The sequence below is a fragment of the Micromonospora halophytica genome (assembly GCF_900090245.1).
Classification (GTDB): Bacteria; Actinomycetota; Actinomycetes; order Mycobacteriales; family Micromonosporaceae; genus Micromonospora; species Micromonospora halophytica.
In genome coordinates this window covers 307,296-330,269 of the sequence record NZ_FMDN01000005.1, presented here as the reverse complement: position 1 = coordinate 330,269, position 22,974 = coordinate 307,296, and the positions used below count along the sequence as shown (strand labels likewise).

At 73.7% G+C, this 22,974-nt stretch carries 20 protein-coding genes, 1 tRNA gene and 3 pseudogenes; 10 read left to right on the top strand and 14 right to left on the bottom strand.

The features are described from left to right. The first annotated feature begins 194 nt into the window (after window positions 1–194). Window positions 195–974, top strand: a complete 780-nt coding sequence (locus GA0070560_RS10700) for an IucA/IucC family C-terminal-domain containing protein (RefSeq protein WP_091294485.1) — start codon at window positions 195–197, stop codon at window positions 972–974. Between the two features lie 12 nt (window positions 975–986). On the opposite strand, the gene GA0070560_RS10695 is transcribed toward GA0070560_RS10700, so the two are convergent. Beyond that, window positions 987–2,813, bottom strand: a complete 1,827-nt coding sequence (locus tag GA0070560_RS10695; RefSeq protein ID WP_245675455.1) for a DUF6311 domain-containing protein — start codon at window positions 2,811–2,813, stop codon at window positions 987–989. A 211-nt stretch (window positions 2,814–3,024) separates the two neighbouring features. Here GA0070560_RS10695 and GA0070560_RS10690 point away from each other — a divergent pair, with 211 nt between their 5' ends. Beyond that, on the top strand, window positions 3,025–3,735 hold the full coding sequence (locus GA0070560_RS10690) for a class I SAM-dependent methyltransferase (protein WP_091294379.1): 711 nt from the start codon (window positions 3,025–3,027) through the stop codon (window positions 3,733–3,735). Window positions 3,736–3,802: 67 nt separating this feature from the next. Here GA0070560_RS10690 and GA0070560_RS10685 read toward each other — a convergent pair whose 3' ends face one another. Then, window positions 3,803–4,336 carry a YbhB/YbcL family Raf kinase inhibitor-like protein gene (locus GA0070560_RS10685; RefSeq protein WP_091294376.1) on the bottom strand — a complete coding sequence of 178 codons (534 nt, stop codon included), beginning with the start codon at window positions 4,334–4,336 and terminating at the stop codon, window positions 3,803–3,805. Window positions 4,337–4,526: 190 nt separating this feature from the next. Here GA0070560_RS10685 and GA0070560_RS10680 point away from each other — a divergent pair, with 190 nt between their 5' ends. Further along, window positions 4,527–4,766, top strand: coding sequence for a hypothetical protein (locus GA0070560_RS10680; protein ID WP_091294373.1), 240 nt, complete (start codon window positions 4,527–4,529; stop codon window positions 4,764–4,766). Window positions 4,767–4,772: 6 nt separating this feature from the next. Here GA0070560_RS10680 and GA0070560_RS10675 read toward each other — a convergent pair. Continuing rightward, a tRNA-Ser gene (locus tag GA0070560_RS10675) sits at window positions 4,773–4,859 on the bottom strand. Window positions 4,860–5,163: 304 nt separating this feature from the next. Here GA0070560_RS10675 and GA0070560_RS10670 point away from each other — a divergent pair. Further along, window positions 5,164–6,141 carry an NAD(P)H-quinone oxidoreductase gene (locus GA0070560_RS10670; RefSeq protein ID WP_091294369.1) on the top strand — a complete coding sequence of 326 codons (978 nt, stop codon included), beginning with the start codon at window positions 5,164–5,166 and terminating at the stop codon, window positions 6,139–6,141. Here GA0070560_RS10670 and soxR read toward each other — a convergent pair. After that, window positions 6,128–6,583, bottom strand: coding sequence for a redox-sensitive transcriptional activator SoxR (soxR, locus tag GA0070560_RS10665; RefSeq protein WP_091294367.1), 456 nt, complete (start codon window positions 6,581–6,583; stop codon window positions 6,128–6,130). The genes GA0070560_RS10670 and soxR overlap by 14 nt on opposite strands. 45 nt (window positions 6,584–6,628) lie before the next feature. On the opposite strand from soxR, the pseudogene GA0070560_RS10660 reads away from it, so the two are divergent. Both GA0070560_RS10660 and GA0070560_RS10655 read left to right on the top strand, forming a co-directional pair. Then, window positions 6,629–7,334, top strand: a pseudogene (locus tag GA0070560_RS10660) (transketolase). Next, entirely contained in the window at window positions 7,334–8,230 is an 897-nt protein-coding gene (locus GA0070560_RS10655) for a transketolase family protein (protein WP_091294365.1), read from the top strand. Before GA0070560_RS10660 ends, GA0070560_RS10655 begins: the two are co-directional and overlap by 1 nt. 12 nt (window positions 8,231–8,242) lie before the next feature. Here GA0070560_RS10655 and GA0070560_RS10650 read toward each other — a convergent pair whose 3' ends face one another. Next, on the bottom strand, window positions 8,243–8,950 hold the full coding sequence (locus GA0070560_RS10650) for a glycosyltransferase family 2 protein (protein ID WP_091294364.1): 708 nt from the start codon (window positions 8,948–8,950) through the stop codon (window positions 8,243–8,245). A 127-nt stretch (window positions 8,951–9,077) separates the two neighbouring features. On the opposite strand from GA0070560_RS10650, the gene GA0070560_RS10645 reads away from it, so the two are divergent. Together GA0070560_RS10645 and GA0070560_RS10640 are read left to right on the top strand one after the other, a co-directional pair. Then, the gene (locus GA0070560_RS10645) at window positions 9,078–11,288 is read left to right on the top strand and encodes a phospholipid carrier-dependent glycosyltransferase (RefSeq protein ID WP_091294361.1); all 2,211 of its coding nucleotides are present in this window, start codon (window positions 9,078–9,080) and stop codon (window positions 11,286–11,288) included. 141 nt (window positions 11,289–11,429) lie between these two features. Further along, window positions 11,430–13,028 (top strand): ricin-type beta-trefoil lectin domain protein, encoded by a 1,599-nt coding sequence (locus tag GA0070560_RS10640; RefSeq protein ID WP_091294359.1) that lies wholly within the window; start codon window positions 11,430–11,432, stop codon window positions 13,026–13,028. Window positions 13,029–13,108: 80 nt separating this feature from the next. Here GA0070560_RS10640 and GA0070560_RS10635 read toward each other — a convergent pair whose 3' ends face one another. The 7 genes from GA0070560_RS10635 to GA0070560_RS10605 form a co-directional block, all read right to left on the bottom strand. Then, window positions 13,109–13,696, bottom strand: coding sequence for a hypothetical protein (locus GA0070560_RS10635; protein ID WP_091294357.1), 588 nt, complete (start codon window positions 13,694–13,696; stop codon window positions 13,109–13,111). 56 nt (window positions 13,697–13,752) lie between these two features. After that, on the bottom strand, window positions 13,753–15,315 hold the full coding sequence (locus tag GA0070560_RS10630) for a sensor histidine kinase (protein ID WP_091294355.1): 1,563 nt from the start codon (window positions 15,313–15,315) through the stop codon (window positions 13,753–13,755). Further along, window positions 15,308–16,000, bottom strand: a complete 693-nt coding sequence (locus GA0070560_RS10625) for a response regulator transcription factor (RefSeq protein WP_091294353.1) — start codon at window positions 15,998–16,000, stop codon at window positions 15,308–15,310. The genes GA0070560_RS10630 and GA0070560_RS10625 overlap by 8 nt, the downstream gene beginning before the upstream one ends. A gap of 68 nt (window positions 16,001–16,068) precedes the next feature. Continuing rightward, complete coding sequence (locus GA0070560_RS10620) at window positions 16,069–16,578, bottom strand: hypothetical protein (protein ID WP_091294351.1); 510 nt, start codon at window positions 16,576–16,578, stop codon at window positions 16,069–16,071. Between the two features lie 121 nt (window positions 16,579–16,699). After that, entirely contained in the window at window positions 16,700–17,623 is a 924-nt protein-coding gene (locus GA0070560_RS10615) for a DUF1906 domain-containing protein (protein ID WP_170839353.1), read from the bottom strand. A gap of 167 nt (window positions 17,624–17,790) precedes the next feature. Then, window positions 17,791–18,783, bottom strand: a complete 993-nt coding sequence (locus tag GA0070560_RS10610; protein WP_245675454.1) for a phosphotransferase — start codon at window positions 18,781–18,783, stop codon at window positions 17,791–17,793. A gap of 43 nt (window positions 18,784–18,826) precedes the next feature. Beyond that, the gene (locus GA0070560_RS10605) at window positions 18,827–19,999 is read right to left on the bottom strand and encodes a thiolase family protein (RefSeq protein ID WP_091294343.1); all 1,173 of its coding nucleotides are present in this window, start codon (window positions 19,997–19,999) and stop codon (window positions 18,827–18,829) included. Window positions 20,000–20,084: 85 nt separating this feature from the next. On the opposite strand from GA0070560_RS10605, the gene GA0070560_RS10600 reads away from it, so the two are divergent. Further along, window positions 20,085–20,513, top strand: coding sequence for a PH domain-containing protein (locus GA0070560_RS10600; protein WP_091294340.1), 429 nt, complete (start codon window positions 20,085–20,087; stop codon window positions 20,511–20,513). A gap of 60 nt (window positions 20,514–20,573) precedes the next feature. On the opposite strand, the gene GA0070560_RS10595 is transcribed toward GA0070560_RS10600, so the two are convergent. Beyond that, entirely contained in the window at window positions 20,574–21,512 is a 939-nt protein-coding gene (locus tag GA0070560_RS10595) for a rhomboid family intramembrane serine protease (RefSeq protein ID WP_091294338.1), read from the bottom strand. Window positions 21,513–21,539: 27 nt separating this feature from the next. Further along, a pseudogene (locus GA0070560_RS10590) lies at window positions 21,540–21,936 on the bottom strand (peptidylprolyl isomerase). Between the two features lie 108 nt (window positions 21,937–22,044). Here GA0070560_RS10590 and GA0070560_RS10585 point away from each other — a divergent pair. Then, window positions 22,045–22,879, top strand: a pseudogene (locus GA0070560_RS10585) (hypothetical protein). The last annotated feature ends 95 nt before the right edge of the window (window positions 22,880–22,974 follow it).

Genomic DNA, 22,974 nt, shown 5'->3' with positions numbered 1-22,974 from the left:
GCCGCGTTTCCTCCCGTACCGAGCGGGTAGTCCGCGGAGCCCGGGCCGGTCCGCCGCCAGCGACGTCGACGGAGTGACCCGGGCCTCTCCATCCGGCTTCGGTGAGCCTTCCCCCAGCCCGACAACTGTGGTTAGGCTAGCCTTAGTTCCACGGGCGGCTCTTCAGGCAGGGGGACCAGCAGGTGACAGCGGTGATGCCGAGGGGAGACCTCGCCCCGCCGCTCGCCCCGGTGACCGCCACCCTCCGGGCCATGTTCGGCACCGACGACCTGCCCGGCCTCGCGCCGGGCCTGACGGTCGCCGACGAGGCGGGCTGGAGCCCGGCGACCACCCTGGTCGACGGCACCCGGCTGCCCGAGTTCCTGCGTGCCGCGACCCGCCGCTGGGGCGGCACCCCGCACGCCTGCGCCGCGCTGGCCTGGAAGTCCTACAGCTACTGGGTCGCCCTGCCGGTGGTGCTCGGCTGGGCCTCGGCCCGCCGCGTGCCGCTGCTCGACCCGGCCGACGTGCTGATCCACTTCGAGGACCACACACAGCTGCTCACCATGGGCCTGCGCGGCTCGACCCGGGTGGCGGTGCTCCCGAACGACCCGCTGGCGCTCTCCGGGCTCCCGGAGGTCCGGGTCGTCGCCGACGAGACCGAACTGCTCCGGGTGCTGCGCACCTCACTGCTCGACGCGCATCTCTCCCCGGTGATCGCCGCGATCCAGGCGGAGGTCCGGGTCGGCGCCCGTACGCTGCTCGGCTCGGTCGCCTCCGGCATCGCGCACGGCATCCTGCGCGCGGCGGACGCCCTGCCGGGCTCCTCGACGCGGACCGTCGAGACCCTGCTGGACGCGCTCGATCTGGCTGACCTGGTCGAACTGGTGCCCGGCCCGGGGGGCGAGCCGACGGTGCAGCGGCGTACCTGCTGCCTGGCCTTCACCCTGCCGAGTCCCAAGGTCTGCCAGGGCTGCTGCGTCCGTCCCGCCTGACGGGCCACCGCCTCACCCGGTGAGCGGCCGGACGTCCCACACCCACAGCCCGCCGGTGAAGGTCGGGGTGATCCCGGTCAGCGCGGTCATCGCCGCCCGCAACTGGTCGGCGTGCTCCTGTCGGCCCAGGACGACCACTCCGGCCCGCCAGTACCGCAGGTCGGTCACGGCGGCGGCCCGGTCCCGTGCGGTGATCGGCGGAATCTCGCCGGTCTTCGCGACGTGCCCGAAGAAGTTGCTGGTCCGCCGGTACGGGGCGGTGAAGAGGGCGACGCCCGGCTCGGCCGCCCAGGGCCGGGTGTCCGGGTAGAGGAAGTAGCCGCGGGCCAGCGGCATCTCCAGCCCGGTCCGCGACGACCAGCGCAGCGGGTCGGCGTACGTGTTGTCAGGCAGCGGCAGGGTGACCACGCTGCGCCCGCCCGCCACGTACGGACGCCAGGCGCCGGAGGTGACGAAGGCGGGGGTCGGATCGAGGCGGGTGGTGGGCAGCGGGGTCGGCAGGAGCGGCAGCAGGGCCATCAGCAGCACGGTGACCGTGACGAAGTGGATCTGCCGTCGGGCGGCCGGGTGCTCGCGGGCCAGCCGGCGGGCCCGCTCCACGCCGAGCGCGAGCAGCACCCCGATGATCGGGGTGATCGCCAGCGACCAGCGGGTGGGGACCACCGAGTGCAGCAGCGGCAGGTTCTCCAGCACGGCCCAGGGGGCCGGGACCCCGGTGTCCCGGCCGTTGAGCTGGACCTCCCGCCCCAGCGAGAGCACCGCGAAGAGCAGGGCGAGCGCGGCGAGGCCGAGCACCAGCGCGTTGCGCCGCAGCCACCAGACCAGGGCCGTGACGAGCACGACCAGCGGCCAGCCGAAGAAGGCGTTCTCCTCGGTCGCGTTGCGTGCCAGCGGGGCGGCGGAGCGGGCGTCGCCGGCCAGCGACTCCCGGGACCAGGCGACGAACGCGGCGAGGTCGGTGCGGTAGCCGCGGATCAGCCGGGACAGCCCGTGGTACGAGCCGGGGCCGAAGAGCTGGACGTGGAGCGGGTACGCCAGCAGCACGGCGGAGAACGCGGCGGCCACCCCCAGCCCGGCGAGGAACGGCCGCCACCCGCGCCGCAGCTCGGGCCGGCCGACGGCGAGCGCGACGACCACCGCGCCCAGCGCGATCGCGGTCATCAGCAGGATCTCGAGGTTCAGGAACGCCTGCCAGACGATCAGCAGGCCGAGCAGGAGTCCGTTGCGCAGCCAGCGTCCGGGCTCGGCGAGGCGCAGGGTCCGCCAGGCGATCAACGGCACCACGAACTGGGCCACGATGTTCGGGTGGGCGTTGGCGTGCGACACCATCGCCGGGGCGAAGGCGCAGAACGCGGCCCCGAGCCAGGCCGGCCCCCGGGACCGGGCCACCACCCGGGAGAGGAAGAAGTACCAGCTCGCCCCGGTCGCGGCCATTCCGAGAGTGAGGAAGAGCAGGAACGACCACTGCGGTCCGAAAATGACCGTTACAGGGGTTAAGGGTATCGACACGGACAATACGGATGTATTTGCCATCAGGTTGACGCCGTCGGGCACATTCATCCGGTCCGAACCGAACGGGTAGGCGAATTCGGTCACGACGCGCGCGCCGTGCGCCATCATCCACTCGAACTGCGACTGGTCCGACCGGTTGTCCCGGAGCCCGCTGCCGGGCCGCAACCACAGACGCGCGGTCACCCAGAACGCCGCCAGCACGAAACTGAGCACCGCCGCGACGTCCCACCACCACCCCTCCCGCCGGTGTACGCCGTGGTCGTCGCCGGCCTCGGCGTTCCCGACGCCGGATCGTGTGACCCCGGGGTCCGATTCGGGAGTAGTCATGACAATTCAGAGCGTAGTTGACCTATGCCGGCGACGTGACATGTTTCGGGGTACTGCCGTACCATGTGCCGGGTTCGCCGACCGTCTATCACGCGCCCGGCCCCCGACCGCATTTCGGCCAACACGGTGCCCCGTTTCCTCCGCGCACCGTGCGGATGATTCACTCAGTCGGTTCAGGCGCAGATCGAGTCATACCGTGAGGAATCGACGCATGGCAGAAATCACTGGGGATCAGCGCGTCCAGTCGGAGGTGCTGGAGGGCCTGGCGACAGCCGTCAACCACCGCCGATGGTTCGTCGAACTGGCCGTGCCCCACCTCGGTGACAACCCCATCGAGATCGGCAGCGGCCTCGGCGACTACGCGCTGGAGTGGGCACGCCACGTACCCCGCTTCACCGCCACCGAGGCCGACCCGGACCGGCTGGTCCAACTCAAGGAACGCCTCGCCGACGAACCCACCATCGAGGTGCAGCAGATGCTGCTGCCGCACACCGGACGCGGCGACCACAGCGCGGCCGTGTCGTACAACGTGCTGGAGCACATCGAGGACCACGTCGGCGCGCTGCGCAGCATGCGCGACCTGGTCCGCCCGGGCGGCAAGGTGATCATCATCGTGCCGGCGTTCCAGTTCGCGATGAGCCCGGCCGACATCGCCACCGGCCACGTACGCCGCTACACCAAGAAGACCCTCGCCGCGGCGATGACCGAGGCGGGGCTGGCGGTCGAGACGATCCACTATGCCAACGCGCTCGGCCTGATCGGCTACTTCATGGCCACCAAGGTCTTCCGGCTGATGCCGAAGGAAGGCCCGATGGTGAAGGTCTACGACACCCTGGTCCTGCCCGCCACCAAGGCGGCCGAGCAGCGGGTACGCCCCCCGTTCGGCCAGTCGGTCTTCGCCGTCGCCCGCGTCCCGGGCTGACGCCGTACGACGAACGGGGCCCTCGCCGACGCGGAGGCCCCGTTGTCGCGTGACGGCTCGCGTCGGGTCACTCCTTGACGTGGAAGGTGGGGCGGATGACCGCCCGGGCCAGAGTGTGGAAGGCCAGGTTGAAACCGACGTAGGCGGGGCTGGCCCCCGGGCCGACGTCCAGCCGCTCGACGTCCACCGCGTGCACCGCGAAGACGTACCGGTGGGGGCGGTCACCGGGTGGCGGGGCGGCGCCGCCGTAGCCGGTGTCGCCGTAGTCGTTGCGGACGCTGAACGCCCCGCCGAGGTCGGCCTCCTTCACGCCGGTCGGCAGCTCGGTCACCGAGGAGGGCACGTCGACCAGCACCCAGTGCCAGAAGCCGCTGCCGGTCGGGGCGTCCGGGTCGAAGCAGGTCACCACGAAGCTCTGCGTCCCGGCCGGGAAGTCCGACCAGGCCAGGTGCGGGGAGACGTTCTCACCGCCGGCGCTGCCGTGCGCGTGGCGCGCGTCCATCGGCTCGCCGTTGCGCACGTCGTCGCTGGCGAGGTTGAACGACCCGACGGTCGGCAGCAGCTCGTACGGGTCCGGGGCGATCGGTCGTTCCAGGGTCATCGGGGGTCCTTCCGGTGCGCGTGACGTCCTGCGCCCTTCTTCTTACCCCGCCGACGCACCCCACCGAACCGGAAGCGCCGCGACGCCCAGATCCCCTCGCAGAATCCCTCCGCACCTACGAGCACCCTGGCGTGATCTTCAGGTCCGGACCTGCCGGCCGGCGCTCGATGGAGGTCCAGATGTCGGGGAGGTGATCGGGGCTCTGCACGCGGTACGGGCCGAGTCACCGGAGATCGAAGGCGAAGAGTTGCCCGCCGAACTGATGGAGGTCACCGGGCTCGGCCGGGAGCAGATCTCCACCGCCCTGCGCTACCACGCCAACCACTCCGCCGAGATCGACCAACTCGTCCGCGCCGACCACGAGGCCACCGAGCGGGAGGAACGCCTCTGGCAGGCCGAGCAGGGCCTACTGAAGCGCCACAGCGCATGACCGAGGCGGAGGGTGTGGGATTCGAACCCACGAAGACATCGCTGCCTTACCGGTTTTCAAGACCAGCGCCATCGGCCACTAGGCGAACCCTCCCGGACCGTCACCCCGAGGGGTCGGTCGGCGTCTAGTCTGCCACGGCCGCCGTACCGCCGAGCGGACCTCCCACCCCTAATCGACGGAACGCCGGGGTACGGACGACCGGACGATCGCCCTGATCACGGTGATCGTGGGCCGTCGGGGCGTCCACAGTGTCCGGTGGACCGGCGGTCGGTGCGCCGCCGGCACGCCCGGCGCCGTCTCGGACGACTCCGCGACCCCGCCGCCCCGCCGGATCCGCCCGAGGGCGGGAAATCCGACCCCGGCGTGGTGCGCGGGACGGATCGGGTAAGACTGGGCCATGCGCGCGATGACGATCCCGGAACCCGGCGGACCCGAGGCACTGGTCTGGGCCGAGGTGCCCGACCCGGAGCCCGGCCCCGGCGAGGTGGTCGTGGACGTGCGGGCCAGCGCGGTCAACCGGGCGGACCTGCTGCAACGGCAGGGCTTCTACCCTCCGCCGCCGGGCGCGCCGGCGTACCCCGGGCTGGAGTGCTCGGGCGTGGTCGGCGCGGTCGGCGCCGGGGTGACCGGCTGGGAGGTCGGGCAGGAGGTCTGCGCGCTGCTGGCCGGCGGTGGCTACGCACAGCGGGTGGCCGTGCCGGCCGGGCAGCTGCTGCCGGTGCCGGCCGGTGTCGACCTGGTGGACGCGGCGGCGCTGCCCGAGGTGGCCTGCACGGTCTGGTCGAACGTGGTGCGGCTGGCCCGGCTCGGCAGGGGCGAGACCCTGCTGGTGCACGGGGGCGGCAGCGGGATCGGCACGTTCGCGATCCAGTTCGGTGCCGCGCTCGGCGCGACCGTGGTGGTGACCGCCCGGGCCGCGAAGCACGAGCGGCTGCGCGAGTTGGGCGCGGCGCACACCGTCGACTACCGGGAGCAGGACTTCGTGGAGGAGGTCCGCCGGGTCACCGACGGCCGGGGCGCGGACGTCATCCTCGACATCATGGGCGCGTCGTACCTGGCGCGGAACGTGGCGGCGCTGGCCGACGGCGGCCGGCTGGTGGTGATCGGCATGCAGGGCGGCCGGAAGGCCGAGCTGGACCTGAGCGCGCTGCTGGCGAAGCGGGCCTCGGTGGCGGCCACCGCGCTGCGCTCCCGCCCGCTCGACGACAAGGCGGAGATCGTACGCGGGGTCCGCGAGCAGGTCTGGCCGCTGGTGGAGTCGGGGGTGGTCCGGCCCGTCGTGGACCGGCGGCTGCCGATGACCGACGCGGCGCAGGCACACCGGCTGGTCGAGTCGAGCGACCACCTCGGCAAGGTGCTGCTCACTCTCGGGTGACGTCGGCGCGGGGCAGCACCAGCCGGGCGCCCGGCCCTTCGCCGGCCAGCGAGTCCTCCGGGTTGTTGAGTTTGCAGCGCTGCAACGACAGGCAGCCGCAGCCGATGCAGCCGTCCAGGTCGTCGCGGAGCTTGCCGAGCAGGCGGATCTTCTCGTCCAGCCGTTCCCGCCAAGCGCTGGAGAGCGCCGCCCAGTCGTCCGGGGTGGGGGTGCGCGAGGAGGGCAGCGAGTCCAGCGCCTCGCGGATCTCCTCCAGCGAGATGCCGACCTGCTGGGAGATCCGCACGAACGCCACCCGGCGCAGCTCGGTCCGTGCGTACCGGCGCTGGTTGCCGCCGGTGCGTTCGGCGCGGATCAGGCCGAGCCGCTCGTAGTAGCGCAGCGCCGAGGGTGCCACCCCGCTGCGGGCGGAGAGCTGGCCGATGGTGAGTGATTCGTGCATCAGTCGCCTTGAGTTGAAGTGAACTTCAACTTGCAGGCTAGCCGCATGACGACCACGACCGCCACCGCACCGCCGGGCCCGGCCCTGCCCGCCCCGGTCGCCGCCCCGCTGGAACGGCTCCGTGCCGGCCGCGAGTTCGGCGCGAACGTCTACCGTGCTCTGGGTGCTCTACGACCGCGTCCTGCGGATCACCCCGGAGACCGCGGACGACCCGGACCGGGACCGCTTCCTGCTCTCCAAGGGGCACGCCGTCGCCGGCTACTACGCGGTGCTCGCCGCCAAGGGCTTCCTGCCCGACCACTGGCTCGACGACCAGGGCGGCCCGGACAGTCGCCTCGGCGACCACCCCGACCGACTGCTCGTCCCCGGCGTGGAGATCGGCTCCGGCTCGCTCGGCCACGGCCTCGGCCTCGGCGTCGGCACCGCGCTCGGGCTGCGGGCCCAGGGCCGCACCGACCCCCGGGTGTACGTACTGCTCGGCGACGCCGAACTCGACGAGGGCTCCAACCACGAGGCGATCGCGTACGCCGGCGCGACCGGGCTGGTCAACCTGACCGCGATCGTGCTGGACAACCGCTCGGCGAGCCACGGCTGGCCGGGCGGGGCGGCCAGCCGGTTCACCGTCAACGGGTGGACCGCCGCCACCGTCGACGGGCGTGACCACGACGCCCTGCACACCGCCCTGACCGGGCACGACCCACACCGGCCGCACGTCGTCGTCGCGGTCGTCACCGACGGGGAGCAGCCGTGATGCGGGAGACCTTCATCGACACCATGACCGGTCTGCTCGCCGAGGACCCGCGTACGGCGGTGGTGCTGGCGGACATCTCCGCCGCGTCGTTCGCCCCGGCCGCGCGCCGCCACCCCGACCGGGTGCTCAACGTCGGCATCCGGGAGCAGTTGCTGATCGGGGTGGCCGGCGGGCTGGCGTTGACCGGGCTACGGCCGGTGGCGCACAGCTACGCGCCGTTCCTCATCGAGCGGGCGTACGAGCAGATCAAGCTGGACCTCGACCACCAGGGGGCGGAGGCGGTGCTGGTCGGCATCGGGGCGTCGTACGACCGGGCGGAGGCGGGTCGCACCCACCTGAGCCCCGCCGACGTGGCGCTGATCGACAGCCTGCACGGCTGGACCGTGCACGTCCCGGGGCACCCGGGCGAGGTGGCGCCGCTGCTGCGTGCGGCGGTGGCCGCGGACTCGTCGGCGTACCTGCGGCTCTCCACCCAGCGCAACACGCGGGCGTACCCGGGCGGCGGCGACCTGCGGGTGGTGCGCGACGCCGGGCCCGGCGCGACGCTGCTGGTGGCGGTCGGGCCGGTGCTCGACGCCGCGCTGGCGGCGGTGGCCGACCTGCCGGTGACGGTGGCCTACACCCACCGGCCGCGCCCGTTCGACGTCGCCGGCCTGCGGGCGCTGGCCGGCACGGAGGTGGTGCTGGTGGAGCCCTACCTGGCCGGCACCTCGGCGCGGGTGGTGTCGGAGGCGCTCGCCGACCGGCCGCACCGGCTGCTCAGCCTCGGCGTGGGCCGGGCGGAGCTGCGGCGGTACGGCACGGCCGAGGACCATACCCGCTGGCACGGGCTGGACGCGGCCGGCCTGCGCCGGTCGGTCGACAGCTTCCTCGGCGAACTGTCAGCGGTCAGCTGACCCGGCGACGTGTCAGCGGTGGGCTGAGCCGGCGGGACGGCGGCGGGTGCGCTCCCGGCCGAGGATCCAGAGCGCCTCGACGCCGTCCTTCCAGGTGATCTTCTTGCCCTCCTCGCGACCGCGCGCCCGATAGCTGATCGGCACCTCGTACGGGCGGATCCGGCGGCGCAGCAGCTTGCCGGTCACCTCCGCCTCCATGCCGAAACCACGGGAGCGGACGTCGAGGGAGCGGTACAGCTCGACCGGCATCAGCTTGAAGCAGGTCTCCAGATCCCCTATGTACGAGTTGAACAGCACGTTGGCGGCCATCGTGACGCCCTTGTTGCCCATCACGTACCAGAAGCTGTAGGCGCTGTGGCTGCCGAAGGTCCGATTGCCGTAGACGACCGTGGCGCGGCCGTCGAGGACCGGGTCGAGCAGCCGCGGGATGTCCTGCGGGTCGTACTCCAGGTCGGCGTCGAGGATGACCATGTACTCACCCTCGGCGCTGTCCACCGCCGTCTTGATGGCCGCGCCCTTGCCCGCGTTGCGCTGGTGGGTGATCACCCGCAGCCGCGCGTCGTCGGCCCGACCGAGGATCTCACCGGTGCCGTCCCGGCTGCCGTCGTCGACCACGACCAGCTCGATCTCACACGGGTAATCGACCGCCAACGCCTGCTTGAGGGCGTCCGCGATGCGTTCTTCCTCGTTGTAGACCGGCATGAGGATCGAGAGCTTCACGGGGATCGTCTCCACGGTGGGCACAGTAAGTCGGACATAGCCTAGCCTGGCTGGCCAGCCAGGTGGACCCCGCCACCATCGGCGTCCGGCACCCGCCCATTCAGGCGGATGGTGTTTACTTCCGCCCATGTCGGCAGCCGGCTCCCTGCTCGTGGTGGCACCCGTCGCCGCGTTCGTCCTGCTCGTCTCGGTGCTCCGGCCCCGCGACAGCGACGTGGTCGCGCCCCTGCGGCTGGCCGTCGTCCGCGCGGCGCTGTCGACCGGTTGCTACGCCGTGGCCGTCGTGGAGCTGCTCGGCGCGGCGGGCGCGCTCACCGCGCCGGCCTTCGCGCTGGCGTGGCTGCTCTTCCTCGCCGCCACCGTGACCGCCGCCCGGGTGCGGGCCCGGCGCGTCGCGGCCGGTGGCCCGGTCGCCGCCGCCCGCGTGCCGACCCTGGTCGGCGCGGCCACCGGGGCGGCAGCCCCGCCCGCCGGTCCGCCGGACCCCGGCCCGACGTCCGCGCCCGGCGGGCTCGCGGCGGCACCGGCCGGCCCGCGCGCCCGGCTGGCCGACTTCCGGCGTACGGCGGGGCGGGCCGAGCGGCTGCTGGCCGGCACGGTCGTCGGGGTGGTGCTGGTGGAGCTGCTCGTCGCGCTCCTCGCCGAGCCCAACAACTACGACTCGCAGACCTACCACCTGCCCAAGGTGGAGCACTGGGTGGCGCAGGGCAGCCTCGACTTCTGGCCGACCGCGATCCACCGGCAGGTGACCATCCCGCCCGGCGCGGAGTACCTGCTGCTGCACCTGCGACTGCTCACCGGCGCCGACGCGCTGCACAACCTGGTCCAGTGGGCGGCCGGGATCGGCTGCCTGGTGGCGGCCACCCGAGTCGTCGCCCAGCTCGGCGGTGGCCGGCGGGCCCAGCTGCTCACCGCCTTCCTGCTCGCCACCACGCCGATGGTGGCGCTCCAGACGACCAGCACCCAGACCGACCTGGTCGCCGCCGCCTGGGCGGCCTGCGCCGGGACGCTGGCCCTGGACGGGCTGCGCCGCCGCGCCGGTCGGGGCGATCTGCTGGCGCTCGGCGCGGCCACCGGGCTCACCGCGCTGACCAAGACCAGCGGCCTGATCGCGGTCGGCCCGCTGCTGGTGCTCTGGGGGATCGCCCAGCTCCGGCTGGCCTTCCGCCCCGCCGACGCCGGTCCGGACGGCGGTGCCCGGCCGGTGCGCGGGCCGGGCCCGCGAGGCGAGGCGGGCACCGCGCCGAGGTCGATGGCCCGGCCGGTGGCCGGGATGACCCGCACGGTCGCCGGGTCGCTGCTGGTGCTGCTGGTCGCGGCGGCGGTGGTCGGCCCGTTCCTGGCCCGGGTGACCGCCGAGTTCGGGCACCCGCTCGGCCCGCCCCGGCTGCGCGAGTCCATCCCGATGGAACGGCACGACCCGGCCTCGGTGCTGGTCAACGCGCTGCGCATCGGGCACACCGCGTTCGACACCCCGCTCGCGCCGCTGCGCACCGGCAGCGCGGAGGCGATCATGGCGGGCTCGCGGGCGCTCGGCGTCGACCCGCAGGACCGGGACATCACCTTCGGCCGGGAGGTCTTCCCGGTGCCGGCCTGGTACCCGGACGAGGACCGGGTGGCGTTCCCGCTGGCCGGTTCGCTGGCCCTGCTCGGCGCGGTGTTCGCGCTGGCCCGGCCGGGCCGGATCAGCCCGGAGCGGGCCGGGGCGCTGCGGGCGTACGCCACTGCGGTCGTGATCGCCGTCGTCCTGCACACCGCAATGATCAAGTGGCAGACCTGGGGCAACCGGCTGCTGCTCTACGCGCTGGTGGCGGCGGTGCCGCTGGCCGGGCTCTGGCTGGACGCGCTGTTCCGGCGGCGGCTCGCCCCGGGCCGCCGTTCGGTGGCGGCGTCGCTGGCGGTGACCGTGCTGGCCACCTCCGCCCTGGCCGGGGTGCTGGCCCTGTCGTACGGCTTCCCGCGCCGGCTGGTCGGGGCCGGCTCGGTCTTCACCACCTCGGAGTGGGACACCCGGTTCCTGCGCCGGCCGCAGTGGGCCGAGGAGTTCCGCTGGGCCGCCGACGCGGTACGACGGGACGGCGCGCGCCGGATCGGGCTCGTCCAGCAGAACGACAACTGGGAGTACCCCTGGTGGTTGCTGCTGCGCGACGCTGACGGCCGCCCGCCGGAGCTGGTGGCGTTGCAGTCGGTGCTGCCCGACCGGCCGCCGGCCGATCCGTCGACGGTGGACGCGATCGTCTGCACCGGCAACCGCCCGGCCTGCCTGAAGCTGGTGCCGACAGGCTGGCGGGTCGAGTACCGCGACTACGTCGGCTACGCCCTGCCACCCGGCCGCTGACCCCCGCGTCGCCCGGCTGGTGGGCCCGGCGGCGCAGATGACGGAAACCTTTCCGAGAGACATTCACATGGCTGCGTCACCGGCGCTACCTTCCGGTAACTCGATCGACGTCCCGCGATCGAGTACGAAAGGAGTGCGTCGATGCCTGGCACCCCCACCCGGCGCGCACCGGTGGTCCGGCGGCGTCACCTCGCCGTCGTCACCGCCGCCGCCCTCGTCCTGCCCATGCTGCTCGGGCCGGTGTCCCCCGCCGCCGCCGACGACCGTCCGACCGTCCAGCCACTCCCGACGAACCTCGAAGCGGTCCGCGCCGCCGAGGCCACCGCGCTCTACGGCTCACCGGAGATCCGGCCGCTGGAGCAGCGCCGCACCGCCCTGGTGACGATGGGCGACAGCGAAATCTCCGGCGAGGGCGTGGGCAACTACGTCCCCGGCACCCACGAGCCGGGCAACTGGTGCGACCGCTCGTACGACCAGGCGGTCTTCCGCACCGGCATCCCCGCCGACGAGAAGTACAACATCGCCTGCTCCGGGGCCACCCCGTGGAACCTGATCGCCGGCGGCCCCACCCAGCACAACGAGCTGAACCAGGGCGACCACCTGGCGATCAAGGCGCGCAACACGCACGTCCGGCTGATCTGGGTGGTGGTCGGCGCCAACGGGGACGGCACCATCCAGTTCGGACCTGTCGCCACCGACTGCGCGGTACGCCGGGTCTTCTTCCAGGGCCCCTGCTACCCGACCTACACCGACCAGTGGACGATCCGCACCGACGGCAGCCGTCGCGCCGTCGAGGAGGCGCTCACCGCCATCCGCCGCACCATGACGGACGCCGGCTACCTGCGCTCCGACTACGAACTGGTGCTGATGTCGTACCCGAGCCCGGGCAGCCCGGACGTGGAGGACAACCCGAACTTCCCCGGCTGGTACGCGGGCGGCTGCCTGCTCTACCTGGCCGACACGGCGTTCGCCCGGAACAAGGCGGTGCCGATGTTCGAGACGGCGCTGCGCGCGGCGGCGGCCAACACCGGCACCCGCTACCTGGACGCCAGCCGCCTGTTCCACGGCCACGAGGTCTGCACCGACGTCACCGCGGTGCGCGGCCTCTACATCGAGGTGGGGATCTGGGACGAGAACGCGGCCCGGCAGTCGTTCCACCCGAACGCCCGCGGGCACGGCATGTTCGCCCAGTGCGTCACCCAGTTCTGGAACGCGGGCCACCAGCGGGCCACCTGCGTCGACCCGGCCAGCACCGGCAGCGGCGTGCTGTACCCCGGGCTGTTCGAGTTCAAACAGCTGCGCAACGCCGCCACCGGCACCTGCGTCGACGGCAAGGGGTACGACTCGCGCAACGGCACCGTCCAGCAGTCGTACGCCTGCCACGGCGGGCGCAACCAGGGTTTCTGGTACGATCCGACCCGCCGGTCGCTGCACACGGAACTGTCCCACGACCGCTGCCTGGACGTCGCGGGCGCCTCGTTGACCGCCGGCACCGCGGTCAACGTGTACGACTGCCACGGCGGGAGCAACCAGCAGTTCGTCCTCGCCGGTAACCAGCTCAAGCCGGCCGGCGCGACGAACCTCTGCGTGGCCTTCGACAACCCGTGGTTCGGCACCCCCCGGCTGCGGCTCGCCACCTGCTCCACCAGCACCCGCCAGCAGTGGTCCTTCGAGTCCCGGTCGTTCGCCGACCCCGTCGGGTACGGCCACGACGACTTCATCGGCTCCCGGGTCTACTGAGCGACGCGGGGGAGCCGGCGCGGGCCGCCGCGCCGGCTCCCCCGCCGCGGCCCGCCGGAAAACCCGGCGGGCCGCGGCGGTCACTTCTGCTTCAGCGGGACCACGATGAGCCGCGCGACGCTGGCGTCACCGTCCTTCGCCCCGGCGACGCCGACCGTCGTACCGACCCCGAGGTCGCCGGCCTGGATGGTGGTCCGCCGCTCGACCACCCGCAGCTTGTCGCCGAGGGTCCAGGTCAGGGTGAAGCCGTCGGCGGACTTCACGGTCACCGAGTCGCCGTCGATCGCGGTGACCTCACCGCGCTGCACCACGACGGTCTTCGTCCCGCCGTCCTTCGTCTGCACGACGGCCTCGCCGTGCAGGGTGTTCCGGCGCAGCAGCACCCGGGCCTGCCGCCGCTTTCGCCACTCCTCGGCCCGCTCACCGCGGGTCTTGTCCGCCGGGGCGGCCGACGACGGCGCGGGCGCGGCCGCCTGCACGTCCAACTCGGACGGGTCGAAGCCCAGCGCGGCGAGCGCCTGACCCTCGGCGCCCAGCGCGGCGGCCACCTCGACCGCGGCGGCGGTCGAGGCGTCCTGGGTGACCTGCGCCGGACCGCAGCCGGCGACACCCAGCGCGATCGCCGCGAGCAGCGACGTGGTGCCGACGGCGAATCTCTGACGTGCCATGACTCTCCCTCTCGTCCGTGGTGCGCCCAGCGTCGCGTACCCGGGTGGGCGCAGCGTCAGGCCGATGTTCGGGTCAGGTAAGGATCAGCGGGCAGCCGGACGGTGAACGCCGCCCCGCCCTCGGCGGCGTGCCCGGCGATGATCTGTCCGCCGAGCCGGCGGACCAGTCCGGCGGCGAGCGCCAGCCCCAGCCCGCTGCCGACCTTCCGCACCCCCCGGTAGCGCTGGTGCAACGCGCCCCGCTCGAAGGCCACCGCCAGGTCGTCGTCGGTGAAGCCGGGTCCACCGTCACGGACCTCCACGATCCCGCCGGCCGCCGGCACCGGACCGGCGGGCCGGACCGCGAGCACCACCGACGCCCCCGGCGGTACGACCCGCAGCGCGTTCTCCAGCAGCCCGTCGACCACCTGCCGGATCCGCCCCGGGTCGGTGTACGCGGGCACCGGCGCGTCCGGCACCTCCACCCGGAACGGCACGCCGACCGCCGCGCACCGGTCGGACCAGGTGCGCTCGGCGTCGGCGGCCAACCGGGCGAGGTCGACCGGTACCGGTTCCAGCGGGAAGTCCGCCGCCTCCAGCCGGGCCAACGCCAGCAGGTCGCTGACCAGCCGGTCGAGGTGTTCCGCCTCGGCGAGCATGGTGCGGCCGGTGCCGGGCGCCTCGTCCGGGCCGACCACCCCGTCGGCGAGCGCCTCGGCGTACCCGCGGATCGCGGTCAGCGGGGTGCGCAGCTCGTGCGAGACGGAGAGCAGGAACTCCCGTTGCCGGCCCTCGCTGGTGGCCAGCGCGGCGGCCAGCCCGTTCAACGCGTACGCCAGGTCGGCCACCTCGTCCGGCGGCTCCACCGGTACGCGCACCGCCCGGTCACCGGCGCGCAGCCGGGCGGCGGCGGTGGCGGCGTGCCGGATCGGCCGGGCCAGCCGGCGGGCCAGGAGGAGGGCGGCCACCACCCCGGCGGCGAGCCCGGCGAGCAGCGGCAGCCAGAGACTGCGGAGCACCTGCCGCCACGGGCCCTCGGTGGTGGCCCGGGTCAGCACCACACCGCTCCCGCCGGGCAGGGCCCGCCCCTCGACCAGGGCCCGTTCCCCGTTCACCAACCGGCGGCCGGAGACGTCCCGGCCGGCGGCGATCCGGTTCACGACCTGCCGGGGCAGGCCGGGGCGGTCCGCCGTACCGCCCTGCACCACGTACACGTCGATCTCCTGCTGGCGGAGCTGGCGGATCAGCCGCTCCCCGGCGGCGTCGCGTTGGCGGCTGGGGCGGACCCGGAGCACGTCGGCGGCGAGGCGGGCCTGGGCGGCGAGCGCCTCGGAATCCCGGCGCTCCACGCCGCGTACCGCGAGGGGGACCGCGACCAGGGCGGTGACCAGCACGGAGACCAGCGCCACCGCGCAGGTGACGAGGATGGCGCGGGTGGTCAGCGTGCCGGCGAAGCGGCGGCGCGGGGGCGGCGGCGCCGGGCGGGCGCCGATCACCGGCAACGCGACCGTGGGTCCGTGCGCCCGCTCCGGCCCGGCCACCGACGGCCGGAAACCGCCGGGCGGGTGCGGGCCGGCGGGCGGGTGCGGGCCGGCGGGCGGGTGCGGGCCGGGCCGGTGGTGCGGGTCGGGTTCAGGCATCGGCCGCGTACCCGACGCCGCGGTGGGTGCGGATCACGCTGGCGTCGCCGAGCTTCGCGCGGACCTGCGCGACGTGCACGTCGACCGTGCGGGTGCCGGCATGCGCGGCGTACCCCCAGACCCCGGCCAGCAGTTCCTCCCGGGTGAAGACCCGGCCGGGACGGGCCATCAGGTGGGCCAGCAGGTCGAACTCCGTGGAGGTGAGCTGCACGGGGCTGCCGGCGGCGGTGACCGCGCGGCGGGCCGGGTCGAGGGTGACCGGCCCGACCGTGCGGGGGCGGTCCACCCCCTCGGGCACGCCGCCGGTGCGGCGCAGCACCGCGCGGACCCGGGCGACCAGCTCCCGAGGGCTGAACGGCTTGGTGACGTAGTCGTCCGCGCCCAGTTCCAGGCCGACGATCCGGTCGACCTCGTCGTCGCGGGCGGTGAGGAAGATGACGGGCGTCCAGTCACCTGTCTCCCGTAGCCGGCGACAGATCTCGGTGCCGGCCATGCCGGGCAGCGCGATGTCCAGCACACAGGCCACCGGTCGCAGCCGGCGGGCGGCGGCCAGCCCGGCCGTGCCGTCCCGCTCCAGGTGGACGCCGAAGCCCTCCCGGGCCAGGTAGAGCCGGACCAGGTCGGCGATGGCCGGCTCGTCCTCGACGACGAGGACGAGCCCACGCTGCGGGGCGTCGGCGGTCACCGGCCCATGATGACCGACCGCCGGTCACCACCGGCGTACGGCCGTGTTCGGGTCAGGTAAGGATGCGGTCAGCGGGCCGGCACGGGGCGCAGGCCGGGGCCGGCCGTGGCGGGCGTCTCCCCGATGGTGGCGACCACCCGCTCCTTCGCCGGGCGCAGCCGGGTACGGAAGGCGTGGTGCAGCAGGGTGTCGAGCTGCCAGACCTGCTTCGGGTGCTGGGTGTGCACGACGAACCGCTCACGGACCCCGTCGATCGCGGTGGCGGCCAGTTCGACGGACTGGGAGCGGGGATCAGGGCTCCAGGTCACGTTGCTCAGCTCGCGCAGCTCGGTGTTGAGGTGCAGGCGGAGCCGGTGCAGCACCCGCGTCTGCTGGGTGACCACCATCCGGCGGTGGGTGAGCAGGAGCAGGTACCCGCCGACGACCGGCCGGTCGGGTCGGCTGCACCGGGCGACCAGGATGGTGGCGTCGCCGGAGCCGACGCACTGCCGGAACACCGGCATGTGCCGACTCACCGTCTGGACCGCCAGTCCGGTCTCGGCGGCGGCGGGGAGGAACGTTCGCGAGAAGACGTCCATGCCCTGCCCAACGAGCCGTGACCTGGGGTGACGTGGGTCACTGCCAACCTTTTGGAAGTTCCATGCCCCCTGTCGCACCGCCTGTGCGACGTCCGGGGCCGCCGCCCCGAGGAGGTTTCACCTACCGGACCGAGCGGGCCACCTTCGACCACAGGACCCGCACCCAGGGCCGGCTCCGCGTGACCGTGGTCGAGCCGTACCGGGTGGACAGCGGTTCGACGTCGAGGTAGTTGCTGTCGATGTTGATCCGGACCCCGCCCCAGGTCTCGTGGTGGTCGCCCTGGTACTGCTTCATCCGCTGCTTCGGCTGCCAGTACGACGAGGGGATGCGGGAGTCGGCGGTGGTCTGCACGCCGTCCCAGTTGGCGAAGTCCAGCAGGTCGGGGCGGGCGTGCCCGCGCTGCGCGTACGCCCCGACGTGGTCGGCGAGGCCGGCGGAGGCGACGTTGGTGTAGAGGCCGGACAGGAAGCCGTGGTCGTGCAGCCGGCCGGTCCAGGCGCTGCTGAACTGCAGCACCGCGGTGGAGCAGGCCGCGTCGCCCGCCGGGTAGCGCTCCATGTCCAGGATGATCGTGCTGCGCGGGGCGAGCCCGAGGTTGCGCGCCTTCGCCACCGCGTCGTCGGCCGCCGCCCGGCCCTGGGCCGCCGCCTGGGCCGGGTCGATCCGCCGGCTGTACGACGAGCAGGGCGCCTGGAGCCCGACGTAGAGCGGGAAGAACCGCCAGCCCTTGGCCTGCTGCCTCGACACCCAGTCCCGGGTCAGGTTCGCCTGGGCGCAGCCCCGGTTGACCCCGCCGATGTAGATGCCGACCGCACGGTACGGCGACTGCAACCACGCGGTCATCGCGGCGTCCGAGGGTGCGGCGCAGGTGTCGAAGCCGAGCCCGGTGAAAGCGCCCGGGTGCGGCCCGGTGTAGCCGGCGGCCCGCGCCGGTGCGCCCGTGGCCGGGACCGCTGCGGTCGCGAGGAGCATCCCGGCCACGGCGGCGGTGAGCATCCGGCGGGCGGCCCGACGCAGACCCGACGGAGTGGAGGTGATGGCCACGGATTCCCCGTTCTGGTGAAGGTCGTGGGACGACGGAGCGGGCGTGGACACGCGCTCAACACCGACCGAGGGGCAATCCTGCCTGGCCCACGACATGCTGTCCATCCCGCCGACGTCCTGTTCGGACCCGGCCCGGACGTCAGATCCGCGGGCCGGGCCGCGGACGGTCAGACCGGCAGCGGCTCGAAGAGTTCACCGAGCCAGCCCGGGACCGCCTCGGCGTACTCGGCGCGGGCCGGATCCGGGGTGTCCAGGGCACGCCGCCAGGAGAGCGACCGGCTGACCACGGTGACCCGCATCGCCAGCCCGGCCGCCTCGCCTAGACTCGCCCGGTCGTGCCGGTCGGTCCACGCCTCCAGGTACGCGTCGCGCAGCCGCAGCAGCGCCACATCGCCCGGGCCGAGCCCGAAGGCGTACGCCACCGAGCGGAGCGTCACCAGCAGGGTGCCGAAGGGGTGGGCGACGGAGGCGTCGCCCCAGTCGAAGAAGCGGTAGTCGTCGCCGGCGACGAAGACGTTGCCGTCGTGCAGGTCGTCGTGCTGGACGCTGGCCGGCACGCCGTACTCCGCCAGCCGCCGGCAGAGCCCGGCGAACTCGTCCCGGTACGCCCGCAGCCGCTCGTGTGACTCGGCGGTGAGCCCGTCCGGCGTGCCGAGCAGCAGCGCCGCGTCGTCGTCGAGCAGTTCGGCGTAGAGCGCCGGCAGCCGCTGCGGCCGATGGTCGGGCACCCCGGCGTCCAGCAGCGCGCGGGCGTGCGGGGCGACCGCGAGCTGGAGTGCGGCGTACCGGGGCAGCAGCCGCTCCCAGTACGACAGGTCCTTCCCCCCGGCCAGGGTGTCGCGCAGGCTCGGGCCCCCGTCGGGGAGCAGGGACCAGCCCCGGCGGGTGTCGACCGCGATCGGATCGAGCACCCGGCCCGGGGCGATCCGGGCCAACTCGGCCAGCAGCGCCGCCTCGTGCCGGGTGCCCGGGTTGTTGGCCTTGAACCAGGCGTCACCGGCGTCGGTGGGCACCCGCCAGACCAGCGACCAGGGGCGTACCCGGGGCTCGACCGGGCCGGTGACCCGGCGGCCGTGCCGGCCGAGCGCGGCGGCGATCCAGGCGAGCGCGGCGTCGCGCCACAGCGGGTCCGACCAGTCGGAAGCGGGGGCAGTTGTCACGGTCCGCAGGCTAGGCGGCGCACCCCGACGGCGGCCAGCGAATTCAGAGCAGCTCGACGATGGTGGCGTTGGCCATGCCGCCGCCCTCGCACATGGTCTGCAGGCCGTACCGGATGCCGTTGTCCCGCATGTGCGCCAGCATGGTGGTCATGATCCGGGCACCGCTGGCGCCCAGCGGGTGGCCGAGGGCGATCGCCCCGCCGCGCGGGTTGAGCCGCTCCGGGTCGGCCTCGGTCTCCGCCAGCCAGGCGAGCGGCACCGGGGCGAACGCCTCGTTCACCTCGTACACCCCGATCTCCTCGATGCCCAGCCCCGCACGGCGCAGCGCCTTCGCGGTGGCCGGGATCGGCGCGGTGAGCATGGCGACCGGGTCATCGGCGGCCACCACGGCGGTGTGCACCCGGGCCAGCGGCCGCAGGCCGTGCCGGCTGGCCCACTCGCTGGTGGTGACGGCGAGCGCGGCGGCCCCGTCGGAGATCTGCGACGCGGAGCCGGCGGTGACCACGCCGTCGGCGCGGAACGGGGTCTTCAGCTCGCCCAGCTTCTCGAGCGTGGTGTCCCGCCGGATGCCCTCGTCGGCGGCGAACCTGCCACCGTCGGCGAGCGCCACCGGGGCCAGCTCCGGGTCGAACGCCCCGGCGTCCTGCGCGGCGGCCGCCTTCTCGTGGCTGGCGAGCGCGAACTCGTCGAGCTGGGTACGGGAGAAGTGCCAGCGGGCGGCGATCAGCTCCGCCCCGACGCCCTGGTTGAACGGGAGCGGCTGGTCGTCGGCGAAGCCCTCGACGCCCCGGTACCGCTGGCGGACCTGATCGCTGAAGGGCACGCCGTCGGCGACGCTGGAGCCCATCGGCACCCGGGTCATCGACTCGACCCCGCCGGCGACCACCAGGTCGGCCTGGCCGGAGAGCACGGTGGCGGCGGCGAAGTGCAGCGCCTGCTGGCTGGAGCCGCACTGCCGGTCCAGCGTGGTGCCGGGGACCGACTCGGGCCAACCGGCGGCCAGCACGGCGTTGCGGGCGACGTTCCAGGACTGCTCGCCGACCTGGGAGACGCAGCCCCACACCACGTCGTCCACCTGGCCGGGGTCGATCCCGGTGCGTTCGGCGAGGGCGCGCAGCACGTGCGCCGAGAGGTTGACCGGGTGCACGGTGGCCAGGCTGCCCTTGCGCCGCCCGACCGGGGTGCGTACCGCGCCGACGATGACTGCGTCACTCATGACTACTCCCCGGTAACTTAGGCTGCCCTCGATCGTACGTCCTGCACCGGCGGATCGTCCTCCCCCGGGCTGGCATGCTGGTCCGGTGCAGCCCTCATCGTCCCCGCCCCACCAGTGGCGGATACCGCCGGCCCTTCCCGTGGTGAAGCTGGTCGGCGCGGCCGCGCTGGCCGGGCTCGGCCTGATCCTCCACGAGGGCGACCGGGTGCAACTGGCGCTGGCGCTGGTGACCGCCGCCGGACTGGCCGCCTGGGCGCTGCGCGACCTGCTCGCCCCGGTACGCCTCGCTGCCGACCTTGACGGCGTCACCGTGGTGCACGGCTTCGCCGGCCGGCGGCGGCTGCCGTGGGCCTCGGTCGAGGCGATCACGGTCCAGCGGCGTACCCGGTTCGGGCTGGCCGCCGAGACGCTGGAGATCGACGCCGGGGAGTCGCTGCATCTCTTCGGCCGGTACGACCTGGACGCCCCGCCCGACGAGGTGGCCGAGACGCTCCGGGCCGCCCGACCCGGCTGAACCGACCCGTCGCGGGCCGGACCGCGCCGGCGTGCAGCTCGCGGGGCGCCGGGCCGGGGCTCAGCCGGCCAGCGCGGCCGTCCGGACGATCGCCAGGCCGAGCAGCGCCACCAGGATGACCGCGGTGCCCACCGACTGGAACACCGACCGCCGCATCCGCGGCGCGTACGCCAGCACCCAGGCCATCGCCGCGCCGGTGACCAGCCCGCCGACGTGCCCGGGGATCGAGATGCCCGGCACGGTGAAGGTGAAGATCAGGTTGATCACCAGGATCGGCACGATCGCCGAGGTGTCCCGGCCCAGCCGGCGCATCAGCACGAAGACGGCGGCGAAGAGCCCGAAGATCGCCGTGGAGGCACCGGCCGACGCGGCGTTCGGGCTGCTGAACAGGTACGCCGCGACGTTGCCGCCGAGCCCCGCGACCAGGTAGAGCGCGAGGAATCGCAGCGGCCCGAGCAGGGCCTCCAGCTCCCGCCCCAGCACCCAGAGCGCCCACATGTTCAACAGCAGATGCACCAGGCCGTAGTGCAGGAACATCGCGGTGACCAGCCGGTACCACTCGCCGGTGACGATGCCCTCCACCGGGAACCGCGGCGGCCACTCGGCGAGCACCGCGCCCCACTGGGTCAGCGGGGTGCCGCCACCGAGCAGACCACCGAGCCCGCCGCCGGCCATCGAGTCGCCGCCCCCGTCGCTGGCGATGGAGAGCACCATCATCAGCAGGTTCAGCGTGATCAGCGTCCGGGTGACGAGGCCGCGACGGCCGGCGGCACCGCCACCGAAGGCGGTACGCGCCGGCCGCACGCTGCGGCGTCCCTCGTTCACGCACTCCGGGCACTGGTGGCCGACGGAGGCGTCCCGCATGCACTCCGGACAGATCGGCCGGTCGCAGCGGGTGCACCGGACGCACGTCTCCCGGTCAGGGTGGCGGTAGCAGACCGGAGTGGCCGGCACCGACCCACCGGTGGCGTCACCTGCCTGCCCGGGGCGTTCAGTCATGCGTGCAAAGGTACCTCGCCGCCCCGGTCAGGCCGGGACGCGCTCGATCTCGACCCGCTCGATCACCACGTCCTGCAGCGGCCGGTCGCTCGGACCGGTCGGCGTGTTCGCGATCGAGTCCACCACCTTCGCCGACTCCTCGTCGGCGACCTGGCCGAAGATGGTGTGCCGGTTGTTCAGGTGCGGCGTCGGCGCGACGGTGATGAAGAACTGCGAACCGTTGGTGCCCGGCCCGGCGTTCGCCATCGCCAGCAGGTACGGCCGGTCGAAGCGCAGCTCCGGGTGGAACTCGTCACCGAACTTGGCTGCCCCGTACGCGGATCGGTGTATTCCAGCCCTCGGTCAGGTCCACGAAGTTGCGGACCGCCTTCGGAGCGTGGTTGGGGAAGAGCTCCAGCCGGATCGGGCCAGCGTTGGTGTGCAAGGTGGCGTAGACAGCCTCGGCTACGGGTACTCCTCACTCGTTGGTCAGTTCCATGCGGATCCTCCCATGTGCCCGATCTGGCAGTGCGGAGGCATCCGAAGGTGGAGGATGACGGAGGAACAACTCCCAGGAGGTGGGAACCGTGTTTGGAATCGGGCGGCGAAAGACCCAGGGGCAGCTCGCCAAGGTCGAGCTGAACCAGGGCATCGGTCACCTTCGACAGGCCGCGGCGTACGCGGCGAAGGGCGCCGGCGCCACGGTCGGCCCGCGGGTCCAGGCAGCCCGGGGCGCCGTCGCGCCGACCGCGATCGTCGTGCGGGACAAGGCGTCGAGCGGTTTCGCGTCGACGGCCGCAGCCGTCGCGCCGCTGGTCCTCGCCCTGCGCAAGGCGCAGGCTGAGCAGGCGGGCAAGGTGGTCACCGGCAAGAGGGCCGCCGCTGCCAGGCAGTCCGCGATGAACAAGAAGGTGAAGGCCAAGAACATGAAGGCCGCCAAGAAGAAGCAGAAGAAGTCGCGGGGCGGCCTGATGACCGGCCTGCTGGCCGCCGGCGCGGTCGCCGGCATGGCCGGCGCGATGGCCATGCGCCGCCGCCGCGAGCAGCAGGAGTGGGCCGAGTACGACCCGACCCGCAGCATCGACACCATCAGTGACGAGGTCGACACCCTCTTGGTCGAGACCCCCTCGGCCAACGGTGGCAAGGTGACCGACTCCTCGACCCGGTCGAGCGGCGCCGGCACGGCCGGTGGCCCGACCGGCGCGGGCAGCTCGGCGGTGGCCGGCGGGGACAGCGCCTCGACCACCACCCCCGGCGCCCAGCCGGTGATCCACGCCGACGACAAGGTCCCCTCGGTCGCCGAGGGCGCCACCGACGTCTCCGGGCGTCCGGCGGACGACGTGTCGAAGGCGGTCGGCAAGGGCACGGCCAAGTCCAGCAGCCGCTGACCAGCGGTATCGCCGGCGGCGCGGGAGGCGACTCCCGTGCCGCCGGCGTTCACGCGCCCGTTCGTGCCGGATCGACGACGCAGCGCCGAGGTCGG